The following is a 12647-nucleotide window of genomic DNA, read 5'->3' on the forward strand; positions in this document are numbered from 1 at the left end:
TTGACTAGTTTCTGCAATAGATTGCGACGAGTATCATCGTCTCTCAACGCGTTACGAAGGGGAGTAATCAGCGCTCCCCTATCTTTCCCTAGCTTCTTAGTTAACTGATGTTTTAATTCAGTATCTCAGTTTTCGAAATTATTCAACTCAAATAAAATCAAGGGAGTTTTCAACTATGTCACACGAACTATTTAGCGATTTATCTACTGAACAACAAGAAAGCGTAGCTGGTGGTGCAGCAGTTATCGAGGATACCTTTTATTCTCTCTTGAAATTAAAAACTGCAACCATCTCGCCAGTATATACTCAGTCTGGTCCTGGCGGCAGCAGTGTATCAGGTGGTGGCGTACAAACATTAAACCTAGTCTTGATTAAATCAGGTACTTCGTTTAAGGCATTCGCTTAAGGCATTGGTTGACTAGTTTCTGCAATAGATTGCGACGAGTATCATCGTCTCTCAACGCGTTACGAAGGGGAGTAATCAGCGCTCCCCTATCTTTCCCTAGCTTTTTGGTTTCATAGCAGTTAGCAATCAGCTATATATTAAATCTTTGTGGACATACAATTAATTATGGTTCCATAAATTACTGAAAGCTAACTGCATTTTACATACTAAATTTTTGTGTCCGGTTAATGCTTTTACAAAAGTAAGGCAGAAAGAATAAAATATATATTTTGCCAAAAATTTTTTCAAGACGCGAAGCGTAAGAAAAAAGGTGTCATTGTTTTAAACTCCTAAAATTTATTTATGGGGTTTAACTTATGCCTTCTTGTAAATTATCTAAATTCTCCTTTTACAAACATAATAACTATGTCTAAGGATATCAAACCGGAAGTTTCTGAATTATTTCTTGATTTATCAGCACAACAACAAGAAATTATCTCTGGTGGACGTTCACTTTCTTCAGGATTATATTTTGAAAATTTGTTCTTCCAAAAAACAGATATAGAAACTTTTGCCAATAGTGCAATTAATATATCTGGTAGTAATGGCAGTATTTCTTCTATTCAACAAACTGGATATAGGTTCTCACAAATTACCTTTGGATTCAGTTTAGGTAATCAAATACGGGGGGGTAGGTCAGCGAGGAGAAACTCTGGTTTATTTAATATGTTGTTTAGCATGATGTCTCTTCTAGGTTAATCCTCAAAGATTTTATAAGACTCCGATTTGATTTTTGAAAACATACTGAGACTTAAAAACCCGTTTGATCAGAGTTTTATCTGAAATCTTGTTCAAAAATCAGAGATGAGTCCTATATCAGTTAAGCACACTCCAATTATCAAAAACTATACCAACAGATTGACAACATTATTAACTTAAAGTTGTCATTAGCTAAGGTAATTTACCTATGAAATACCAATTTGTTAAACAGCATAGTGAAGAAGACTGTGGGGCTGCTTGCCTTGCTGCTATTTCTAAATATTATGGACGGACTTTTACTCTCAGTCGTATCCGTGAAGCTGTAGGTACTGGGCAGTTCGGCACTACTTTATTAGGATTAAAGAGAGGAGCAGAAATACTTGGTTTCAATGCTCGTCCAGTTAAAACTTCACCAGAATTTTTAAATAGGATTAAAGAAGCACCACTACCTGCAATTATTCACTGGAAAGGTAATCACTGGGTTGTTTTATACGGTAATAAAGGTCAAAAATGTTTAGTTGCTGATCCGGCTGTAGGTATCCGTTATCTTTCTAAAAAAGAGATAGCCGAAGGTTGTACAGATTGGTTGATGCTTTTACTTGAGCCAGATGTAAAGTTTTTTGCTCAAGAAAATGAAAAACTAGGTGGATTTTGGCGTTTCTTCAGGCGCGTCTGGATTTATCGTGCTATTTTAGCTCAAGCTTTACCTCTTAACCTGATGCTGGGATTGCTATCTTTAGCTTCCCCTTTTTTGATGCAAATTTTGACTGACGATGTGCTGGTTAGAGGTGATACAAAGTTACTTACTACTGTAGCGATCGCTGTGATAGTAATGAATTTTATTTCCCGTAGTCTGTCCTTTGTGCAGTCTAATTTAATTGCTCACTTTGCCCAACGTCTGCAATTGGGGTTAGTGCTAGAATTTGGGCGGCAAATTCTCCGATTACCTCTCTCATACTACGAAGCCCGTCGCAGTGGTGAAATTGTTAGTCGTCTGCAAGATATCGACCAAATTAATCAGTTAGTTGCTCAAGTTGTTGTTGGTTTACCTAGCCAATTTTTTATTGCCTTGATTTCTTTTGGATTTATGGTTTTTTATAGCTGGAAACTTACTGTAGTAGCTGTATTCATCGCTATAGTAATGAGCTTATCGACAGTAGTCTTCCAGCCAACTTTGCAGCAAAAAACTCGTGAGCTTTTAGTTCAGGAAGCAGAAACACAAGGGGTTTTAGTAGAAACTTTTAAAGGCGCACTAACTCTCAAAACTACTACATCTGGGTTGCAATTTTGGGAGGAATTACAAAGTCGATTTGGTCGTCTTGCTAACATTACATATCGCACAATACACATTGGGATCATTAATAATACTTTTTCTGGCTTGGTTTCGGGAGTTGGTGGCGTTATTTTGCTTTGGTTTGGTGGCAATTTGGTAATTAACCCAGCAGAAAACCTGAGTATCGGGCAACTATTTGCCTTTAACTCAATGAATGGTAATTTTTTAGGCTTATTTGCTACTTTAATCAGCTTTGTTGAGGAATTTACTCGTGCAAAAACTGCTACACAACGACTAACAGAAGTCATAGATGCTACTTCAGAAAATGAAGGCGACGAGATAAAGCCTTACGCCAAGATTCCAGGGGATGCTGACATTATTTGTAAAAATATTAATTTTCATTATGCTGGTCGTCTAGATTTAGTAGATGACTTTTCTTTAATAATTCCTGGTGGGAAAAATATTGCATTGATCGGCAAATCTGGTTGTGGTAAAAGTACTTTAGCTAAACTTATTGCTGGGTTATATCCACTGCAATCTGGCAATATTCGGATTGGACTCTATAACCTTCAAGACCTGTCCCTTGAATGTCTCCGAAAACAGGTGGTTCTTGTTCCCCAAGAACCTCATTTTTGGAGTCGGTCGATTATAGAAAACTTTCGCTTAGGTGCTCCCGAAGTTACGTTTGAAGAGATTGTGAGAGCTTGTCAAGTGGCAGAAGCTGATGAATTTATTAGTAAGCTACCTAATACATATCAAACTGTTTTAGGGGAATTTGGTGCAAATATTTCTGGTGGCCAACGGCAAAGATTAGCAATAGCAAGAGCCATTGTCACAGATCCACCAATTCTTATTTTAGATGAATCTACTGGTGGACTTGATCCAGTAAGTGAGGCGCAAGTTTTAGATAAATTGTTTAAGCATCGCCAAGGTAAAACCACCATTTTGATTACTCACCGTCCTAAGGTAGTTAATCGTGCTGATTGGATAGTTCTATTAGATCAAGGCAAGTTAAAAACTCAAGGATCCTTAAATGAGTTGCGCTCCCAATCTGGAGAGCATTTGGAATTTTTAAATTCTTAATTATTAACATCTATTCAGATAATTATGCTCTACACAGATAGTAAAAAACTTCTGCCATCGGTGCAAAGTGAAGAGTTTCTTCCTCCTGTAAGTCGTTGGACATCTTTAGCAGGACTTTTCCTGGTTGGAAGTCTTAGTGCTGGAATTAGTCTCAGCTCATGGGTGAAGTATAATGTGACGGTGAAAGCAGCAGCAGTAGTGCGTCCTACAGGAGAAATTCGGTTAGTGCAACCGAAAATTGAAGGGACTGTTAAAGATATTTTTGTGAAAGAAAATCAACTAGTCAAACAGGGAGATGCAATCGCTCGCTTAGATGACGAACAACTGCAAATTAAACAGAGTCAATTAAAAGACAACATTCAACAAATCAGTTTACAAATACTTCAAATTGATGCCCAAATTAAGATTTTAGATACTCAAATTGTCGCTGAAGCAAGAGTAGCAGAGCGAACTGTGTCCTCTGCTCAAGCGGATTTAGCACGTAATCAACGGGAATATCAAGAGCGACAAATTACTACCAGCAGTGAATTACTAGCAGCACAAGCAAGTTTACAAAAATCGCAAGCAGAATTGCAAAAAGCCGAAGCTGATTTAAGCTTTGCTGAGGTGGATCGCGATCGCTATGAGCAGTTGGCGCAGGTTGGCGCAATTGGTAAGCGCGAATTTGAGCAGAAAAAGCTAGTTGTTGTCCAGACTAAAGCCATACTTGAATCTGAAAAAAAAGCTGTTGATATTGCTAAAGCTAAAGTGCAAGTAGCTTTAGGTGCTGTTAATCCTACCACTGCCACAGTTGCGATCGCTCAAGATCACATTGCCCAAGAAATTGCTAGAGGTGAAGTCAGCATCGCTATTTTAAAAAAGGAAAAACAAGCTTTAATTCAGCGGCGAGTGGAAATGCAAAACCAACTCGGACAATCTCATAAAGAACTTTTACAAGTAATTAGTCAATTACAAGATACTATTCTGCGAGCAAGTAGTAATGGTATCATTTTCAAGCTCAATTTACGTAACCCCGGTCAAGTGCTACGTGCTAGCGAAGCTATTGCTGAAATTGCTCCTAATAATGCTCCTCTAGTTATTAAAGCAGTTATCCCTACTCAGGAAATTAAAAATGTTGCAGTTGGTCAAAAAGTGCAATTGCGAATTGATGCTTGTCCTTATCCTGATTATGGCACTCTCAAAGGTGTGGTCACGGCTGTTTCTCCCGATACAATTACGTCTAAAAGTAACAATGCAGAAAGCCCCATATCAGGTTCTCCAACCCCTGGAAATAGCTACTTTGAAGCAACTATTCAACCTGAAGTAATGATATTTGGCAATGGCGCTCGCCAGTGTCATATCCAATCTGGGATGGAAGCTAAAGCTGACATTATTTCAAAAGAAGAGACAGCACTGCAATTTATGTTGAGAAAGGCTAGGTTAATTACTGATTTATAAGGATCTAAATATGTGATAATGGAATTTTATGTACAAATTACAGTTCTAGCTATTTATGTCCTGACATTGATAATGTATTTGAAAACTTATTATAGAATTCAGCAAGCATTACAATGGTGGTCTTATAGACAATCTCTCAAACTATTTCTAGAAGCAAGTAAAATTCACGAAGGCTTATTACAAGAATCCTTCACAATCCGTCGCAGCTTGGATTTATTGGCACAAGACAACCTAAATCTAAGAATCAACAAAATCCAAGAATACCTAAAACAAGCTGATAATTTTCATCACGCTTTAGTGCAATTGAGCGATCGCTTATTTCCGGCATATATTCAAGATAGCCTACCGTTGGCTATTGAGTGCCTATTAGAACAGTGGTTAACATCAAATTCCCACCTCTGTTTCCATTTCGATATACCACCCTACTGGCGATATGAGCAAGCTGAACGGAGTTTGATAGTTTTAAAATCTTTAGAAGAACTACTAATATTAACTTTGCCCAATATTTCAGTTTCTATATCAATTTTTATCAGTTTAAAACAACAGAAAAATATAGGTCAGCTAATCGTACAAATTATATATCCTGAGCCATCTCCAATTATTTTTTCTTCTAACTTAAGAGAACTCAAGTATCTTTGCAAAAGTTTTCGATTTTTAACTTCGGGTAAATGCTTTTATCGTAAAGATAAACTAAGCATTACTTGTCACTTTTATTGGTAAGAATTATTGCAATAAGTAAATGGATAGAAAAATTTACAAAGGTGTAAAGTCTCTGGGTCAGTAGTTACTCATCCTTGCAGGTTAAATTCATAAACAATTTGTAAAAAAGTAATAATTATGATTTATTTTTAAAGATTAACATAAAAACAGAATAATAACTAATATAATTGTAATCTAAAACTTGGTTAAAAATTACAAAATAAATGGTAAAAATATTTTAAATTGTCACTAAGATATTTTAGTTGGCTCGTAATCTATATACTCAGCCAATTATCACAGTTTGGGGATTAAAATTCCGATTTAATCAGGGTGTTGTTAATTATGAAACAAGATTTAAAAGATAAAGAGTTGCTAAAAATTTTAGTAATTGATGACCACGAATCAGTTTTAGCTGGAACTGTTAATGTATTGCAAAAGCATTACCCTGACGCTGAATTCATCATTGCAGTAAATGCTAAGAACGCTCTTTATGAAATTACTACCTCACAGCCAGATATGGTTGTGATGGATCTTTCTATTCCAGATAACTCTGGAATGACAGCCCGACCTGATATAGGGGTTCAACTTCTAAGAACTCTCACGAAAAACTATCCTAACTTAAATATTGTTGTCCAAAGTGCTAATGTGAGAACCCTGGTAAGAATTAGACTTGATATTGATAGTCATAAAGGAGGCTTTACAGTCGCGGATAAAAGCCTATCGACTCAGGAAATGTTGACCAGGATTGATTGGGCGTTACAGGGCTTAACTCATACAAAAGATATTAAAGGAATACATTCTGTATTAGAAGTTAAACCAGAGTGGCTTAGGGTGCTAACTTTAGCATTTGAGGAAGGATTGCAAGATAAAACAATTGCTGAACGTATGTGTATATCTGAACGGATGGTGCGTCATTACTGGAGTAAGCTACAAGACGCTTTAAATGTTTATCCTGAAGAGGGAAAAAATATCAGAATTCAAACTGAAATGCGAGCTAGAGAAGAAGGATTAATTGATTAATTATTAAGAATAATTAATCAATTTTTTGATAATTTATGCTGATCCGCTCAATAGTCAAAAGTCTAAAAATAGCTTGATTTTTTAACTATTGGCCAAGATAACTCACAAAGAGTACCTCTAAGAGAAAGGGGTACTCGCCGAAATTTCCCTTTTAATTGTCGAGCTAAATTTCTAAACTGTTGTGTTCCCCAACCTTCTCTAGATGAATTCACCCCTAAGCCGTCATCGATAATGCTTAGAGTGTACCAGCCTTCAGATGAAGAGCAAGTAACTTCCAGACGGGTGACTCCTGTAGCATGTTTGCCCACATTGCATAAAGCTTCTTCCAAAAATAGACAGAGCCCCTGCTTTTGTTCAATATTCAAGGCTTGTTCATTTAGAGGTTCAAAAGCTCTAATTTTAATTTTAATAGTTTTAAAACAGGGAAACTCTCGCTCTAAGGTAGAGTTATAAACTTGATAGAGAATTTCATGAAGAGGGTCTCGCAAATTTAGTACGAGATTTTTGCCTAAATAAAGACTAGTTTCTTCGTCGATAGGTTCTCTTTGCAAAAATTCATAAATCCCCCGTAACTCGTGGTTCAATTTTTCAAGCTCTTTTTCTAGTTCTAGTAGCAAGTCATTCATTGGTAAATCCTTGTCTCGAACTAGTTTCAAAACTTTAGCTAGGCTTTGCAAGGGGCCATTATGAATTTTTGCAAATATGCGTTCAATAAGAGCTTCTCTAGCTCTAATTCCAGAACGCAAAGCTTGATCGTATTGATATAAAGGTGTGATTTTCATACCATTTAAAGTTAAAACAACGAGTGTCGGGATCAGCGGAACCCACCAACCCAAAATCAGGAGTAAATAACAAAAGACCAGCAGGCTACAGCTAGCAACACCAACAACTAATAGACTAATCAGAGGTGATTTAGTCAGCCTAGCAATGGTAATTCCAACCAAACCCCAAGCCAAAATCCATATATATTCCCATCCATCTTGCCAAGTATTTAAGAGTGGTCTAGAGTTAAGCACCGCACTAATAATTTGGCTAACAGCATGTGCTTGAATTTCTACTCTATAAACTCGCTCTGGTGCAGGTTCAATAGACTCAATCGCTGAAGTAGCGATCAAGTCTTTACGACTGGGGGAAGTTATCCCAATAATGACAATGCGATCGCGTATCCAGTCTGGATTAAATTTATCGCTTTTGAGATCATACAAAGATAAAGTTCTAAATTTTTCTCGACCACTACGAAAATTGAGTAGTACCTGAACTCCACCTGCATCAGTTCGGACATATCCTCCGGAATTAGCGAAAAACCGGGGTATTTCAGTCTTTCCGAACCTGATAGCAGCATGATCGCGAATACCGTTTTCTATACTAATACGATGCTGACCTAAATATACTGCTGCCAGACTTAGAGATAAAGATGACTTGTAACCTTTACTTGTTGGTATACTTAACAGGCTACGCCTTAATTTGCCATCGCTATCTATAATTTGATCGGCAAAACCAGCCTGTTCAGTTGACAATGCTGGTGGTGGGTCAATTTCATCAGGTAATACTTTTTCAGTACCAATTAAATTTTTGAAACTTTGAAAAACTGTAACTAATTCATTATGACCAGGATTAACTGGTAAATCCCGATAAATATCAAGACCAATAACTCTTGGTTTATAAGTCTGCAATTTCAACAGCAACTGTGCCAAGTCGTGATCTGATAGGGAAAAATCTGTGCAAGTGCTGATATCATCTTCATTAATCCCCACAATTACAATTTGCTCATCTCTAGGTTCATCGGGGCGTAATCGGAGAAAATTGTCAAAAGCCAGCCACTCCAAAGATTGCATTAAACCAGTGAGACGAGCAATCATCACCAGCCCAATCACTGTAATACCTGGTAATGTACCTAGACGCCAAACAGTAATTTCCTCTTTAATTGTTTTCCAAAGTTCAGGCTTCATAAACGTCCGCCTTCATCTGGGGAATGCAGCGGTAGCAGCTAGAATAGCGTTTAGTAATTTAGATTTTAAACTAATCATTATCATTTTAGAGTCCTAAGAATAACCTTGAAGACACAAATTGAATGCTTTACTTGTAGTATCAGTAATTTATTTAAAACACTGTCAGTGAAAGCGACACTTGTGTGATATATTTATTATTTATATCAAATCACAAAGTTCCTAAGTATGTCAGATTTACTTAGTGGTCTTCATCACATCTTCAATTGTTGACTAGTCTTCATAAAATTTTAATTTCTTGTATAGCTGGTCTTCGTATACTTGTCATTCCATAGGGTTGAAATTGTAGACAATAGCTTTGAATTTAATCAAGTTAAGTTGAGTACACTGAACAAAGTTAGTGCTTTTTATTTTTGAAGATTACTCAACTATTTTTTTGATAAATATATAGAAATCCTATTTGATTTTTGCTAACAGATCGGCAAAAGCGACTACTAATCAAAGTCTGTTGGTAAATCTGGTTGGCGATAATGTTGAAAAAGTCGCGTGATTTGCGCTGGTGTCACACGTCCGAGAGAAAGTTCTGGTAACGCATCTTCACGAAAAAAACCTACTTCTTCAGTTTCAATACTTGATGATGGAGAACCACCAATAACTTCACACTTAAAAAATAGCTTATAGACATAAAACGGAAACGGTGGATGTCTCTGTTTGTCTCTGTCATAGACTGCTAGTAGTTTGATAGCGCGTGCTTGATATCCAGATTCTTCATATACTTCTTTCACAACTACCTCACTGGGAGACTCACCAACATCAGCCCATCCACCAGGTAAAGTCCAACAGCCGTCGGCTCTTTCCTTGACTAACAATATAGTATCATCACGAAAAATTGCTGCCCGCACATCAACTTTGGGAGTTGCATATCCGACTTCATGGCTAAACAAATCGAGGACATAGCTGTGTTCTACATTTGAGTAAGTCGCCATCATTTCTGTGGCGATCGCTCGTAATTGTTTGTAACGTTCGATATCAAAAGGGCCTTCAGAATAGGTTAGACCATTTTGAGCGATCGCTTGTAACTTTTGTGCCCATTCCAGCCATTTAGTTTCCACAGTTTTTTACCTATTTAATGTAGAGATGTTACATCTAACATCTCTACATAATTTTAAAGATGGCTATTAAGCATCATCTAAAGCTGCAATTCCAGGCAATACTTTGCCTTCAAGTAACTCCAAGCTAGCGCCGCCGCCGGTAGAGATGTGGCTCATTTGGTCGGCTAAACCAACCTTTTCCACAGCCGCTACTGAGTCACCGCCGCCAATGATGGTAGTTGTGCCAGTTTTGCTAATTTCGGCGAGGGTATGAGCGATCGCTTCCGTACCTACCGCAAACTTCTCAAACTCAAACACACCCATCGGCCCGTTCCAAATTACTGTTTTAGTATCTGCAAGGGCTTCTTGGAAAACTTTCACCGAGTCTGGCCCAATATCCAAACCCATACCATCATCGGGGATGTTCTCAATGCTGACAGTTGTCGCATTAGCATCGGCAGCAAACTTATCTGCTGATACTATATCTGTGGGTAACAAGAAGGTAACGCCCCGTTCCTTAGCCTTCGCTTCCAAAGATTTCGCTAGTTCTAGCTTGTCTTCTTCTACCAACGACTTACCGACATTCAAACCACGGGCTTTGTAGAATGTGAAAATCATCCCACCGCCAATGATCAACTTGTCACACTTCTCCAGCAATGTTTCAATCACACCAATTTTACTGGAAACTTTGGAACCGCCAATAATTGCCGCCAAAGGACGTTGGGGATTTTCAATCGCGTTTTGCAGATATTCTAATTCCTTCTCAACCAAATATCCAGCCACAGAAGGGCTGAGGAATTTAGTCACACCTTCAGTAGAAGCATGGGCGCGATGTGCAGTACCAAAAGCATCATTTACATAAAAATCAGCATTAGCTGCCAATTTTTTCGCAAATTCTGGGTCGTTTTTCTCCTCTTCTGGGTAAAAACGCACATTTTCCAACAACAGCACTTGGCCATTTTGTAAAGCGCCAACTTTAGCTGCAACTTCATCGCCAATGGAGTCATCAGTTTTAATCACTTCTTGCCCTAGCAATTCCGAGAGACGCTTGGCAACGGGAGTTAGGCGTAATTTGTCATCCACACCCTTGGGACGGCCAAAATGGCTTGTAAGAATGACCTTAGCACCCTTCTGCGTCAAATCTTGGATGGTTGGCAGAGCTGCGCGAATACGAGTATCGTCGGTAATATTGCCTTGATCATCCACAGGCACATTAAAGTCAACCCGCACTAAGGCACGTTTCCCAGATATATCAGCTGAAGATAAACTTGCTAAACTTTTTTTGGACACACCAAACTCTCCTGATTGCCTTTTTGTTATTGTTTTGAAAGTAGAACCATCAAGATTTTACCGGAGTCAGGGGTACCCAAGTGACAGAGATGTTTAAGACAGTACTATTTCCTATTGATCAAAGCCGGGAAACGCGGGAAGCTGCTGATATGGTGACCAACATAGTTAAAAAGTTCGACAGTCGCTTGGTGCTGCTGTCTGTGGTAGAAGAACCACCAAAAGACGCACCTAGTGCAGATGCGATGATGTCACCAGAGGTAGTTGCCAAACTACTGGAAAGTGCCCAATCTTTATTTTCTGGGCAAGGAATTAAATCCGAAATCCTGGAAAGGCAAGGGAAACCAGCTTTTACTATCTGCGATGTCGCTGATGAAATAGGGGCTGATTTAATCATCATGGGCTGTCGGGGGCTAGGTTTGACTGAAGAGGGAGCTGATGATAGTGTCACGACTCGCGTGATTAACCTTTCCCCTTGCCCAGTGCTGATTGTACCTTAGGTTTTATCGGCGCGATCGCTTCTACTATAGATACACGCTCTCGTATCCATCAAGAGGGCGATCGCTACGGCGAACTATTCGGCGTCCCTAACTCTGTTTATTTAGGCTTAAACTCCGTATACTTGCCCCCTAAACCTTCTACAATCGTGCGTGTATTCGCAATTAACATTCTTTGGTAAGTTTCCCCCTCTGTCCCCTTTTCTCCTAAACCATCAGCAAACAATTCTCGGTCTGAAACCTTAACTTTTGCCTCTTTTGCTACCGCTTGAATTAGTTTCGGGTTAATCGTCGTTTCTGCAAAAATTGTCGGCACACCCTCTTTTTTAATATCCTTTGATAATGCACCAACTCGCTTCGGTGTCGGCGCTTCGTCTGTGCTAATGCCCCCTAGCGCCTCTTCAAGAGGAATTCCATAAGCTTTGGAATAGTAACCAAAAGCATCATGAGTGGTGACTAATTTGCGTTGCTTAGGTGGAATTGTGGCAATCTCTGATTTAATCCAGGTGTCTATCTGGCTGATTTCGTTTGTTAATTTTTGGGTGTTGCTGGTATAAGTTGCAGCATTATTTGGAGCTACCTTCGCTAATTCTTGGGAAATAGTTTCAGCTATAGCCATCCCATTCTGGGCATTGTGCCATACATGGGGGTCAGTAACAGTTTTACCATCCTCCTCAAACTGCTGAGGTTTGGGGACTGCAACTTCATCTACAGCTACCTTGGCAGCAGAATTTGAACTAGCTTTAATTAACTTGATTAAACCAGGTTCAAAATTGTAACCGCCGTAAAGGATTAATTTAGCCTGCTCAATTGCTTTGCTATCCTCTGGCTTTGGTTGGTATACGTGCGGGTCTGAACCAGGATCGATTAAGCATTTGAGGTCAATTGTATCACCTGCGATTTCTTTAGTTAAGCCACAAGCAACGGTATTGGTGGCCACTACTAATGGGCCTTTCCCACTGGCTTCTGGAACAGGTGAAGTACCTGTTTGGGGAGCCACCACATTATTAGCAGGTGTGGGAGTCGATTGGCTAGTCTGTGATGTCGGACTACATCCAAGTACTCCGCATGTTAAGGCAAGAGCAGCTAGGGATTTTAATCGCAATTTGTAAGATATCATAAATCTGATTACTTTAGTTATAGTGATTATCATTATCATATAAATGGTAA

General features: G+C 38.7%; 11 protein-coding genes. 7 read left to right on the top strand and 4 right to left on the bottom strand.

The window, feature by feature from the left end:
• Positions 1–175: 175 nt before the first annotated feature.
• The 6 genes from V7K40_RS18645 (at position 176) to V7K40_RS18670 (ending at position 6656) form a co-directional block, all read left to right on the top strand.
• Positions 176–406: a CTB family bacteriocin gene (locus V7K40_RS18645; protein ID WP_334962207.1), complete on the top strand. Its 231-nt coding sequence runs from the start codon at positions 176–178 to the stop codon at positions 404–406.
• A gap of 405 nt (positions 407–811) precedes the next feature.
• The gene (locus V7K40_RS18650) at positions 812–1144 is read left to right on the top strand and encodes a CTB family bacteriocin (protein WP_334962209.1); all 333 of its coding nucleotides are present in this window, start codon (positions 812–814) and stop codon (positions 1142–1144) included.
• A 208-nt stretch (positions 1145–1352) separates the two neighbouring features.
• Positions 1353–3500, top strand: coding sequence for a peptidase domain-containing ABC transporter (locus V7K40_RS18655; RefSeq protein ID WP_334962211.1), 2148 nt, complete (start codon positions 1353–1355; stop codon positions 3498–3500).
• A 24-nt stretch (positions 3501–3524) separates the two neighbouring features.
• On the top strand, positions 3525–4937 hold the full coding sequence (locus V7K40_RS18660; protein WP_334962213.1) for an HlyD family efflux transporter periplasmic adaptor subunit: 1413 nt from the start codon (positions 3525–3527) through the stop codon (positions 4935–4937).
• An 18-nt stretch (positions 4938–4955) separates the two neighbouring features.
• Entirely contained in the window at positions 4956–5657 is a 702-nt protein-coding gene (locus V7K40_RS18665; protein ID WP_334962215.1) for a hypothetical protein, read from the top strand.
• Positions 5658–5978: 321 nt separating this feature from the next.
• Entirely contained in the window at positions 5979–6656 is a 678-nt protein-coding gene (locus V7K40_RS18670; RefSeq protein ID WP_298911598.1) for a response regulator transcription factor, read from the top strand.
• 62 nt (positions 6657–6718) lie between these two features.
• On the opposite strand, the gene V7K40_RS18675 is transcribed toward V7K40_RS18670, so the two are convergent.
• From V7K40_RS18675 to V7K40_RS18685, 3 genes are all read right to left on the bottom strand, one after another.
• Positions 6719–8605 (bottom strand): CHASE2 domain-containing protein, encoded by a 1887-nt coding sequence (locus V7K40_RS18675; RefSeq protein WP_334962218.1) that lies wholly within the window; start codon positions 8603–8605, stop codon positions 6719–6721.
• Between the two features lie 491 nt (positions 8606–9096).
• Complete coding sequence (locus tag V7K40_RS18680) at positions 9097–9714, bottom strand: NUDIX hydrolase (RefSeq protein WP_334962220.1); 618 nt, start codon at positions 9712–9714, stop codon at positions 9097–9099.
• Positions 9715–9780: 66 nt separating this feature from the next.
• Positions 9781–10983, bottom strand: a complete 1203-nt coding sequence (locus V7K40_RS18685) for a phosphoglycerate kinase (protein WP_334962222.1) — start codon at positions 10981–10983, stop codon at positions 9781–9783.
• 89 nt (positions 10984–11072) lie between these two features.
• On the opposite strand from V7K40_RS18685, the gene V7K40_RS18690 reads away from it, so the two are divergent.
• Positions 11073–11480 (top strand): universal stress protein, encoded by a 408-nt coding sequence (locus V7K40_RS18690; RefSeq protein ID WP_334962224.1) that lies wholly within the window; start codon positions 11073–11075, stop codon positions 11478–11480.
• 97 nt (positions 11481–11577) lie between these two features.
• On the opposite strand, the gene V7K40_RS18695 is transcribed toward V7K40_RS18690, so the two are convergent.
• The gene (locus V7K40_RS18695) at positions 11578–12597 is read right to left on the bottom strand and encodes a zinc ABC transporter substrate-binding protein (RefSeq protein ID WP_334962226.1); all 1020 of its coding nucleotides are present in this window, start codon (positions 12595–12597) and stop codon (positions 11578–11580) included.
• Positions 12598–12647: the final 50 nt, after the last annotated feature.

Origin of the sequence: Nostoc sp. (assembly GCF_036917195.1) — a bacterium.
Classification (GTDB): Bacteria; Cyanobacteriota; Cyanobacteriia; order Cyanobacteriales; family Nostocaceae; genus Nostoc.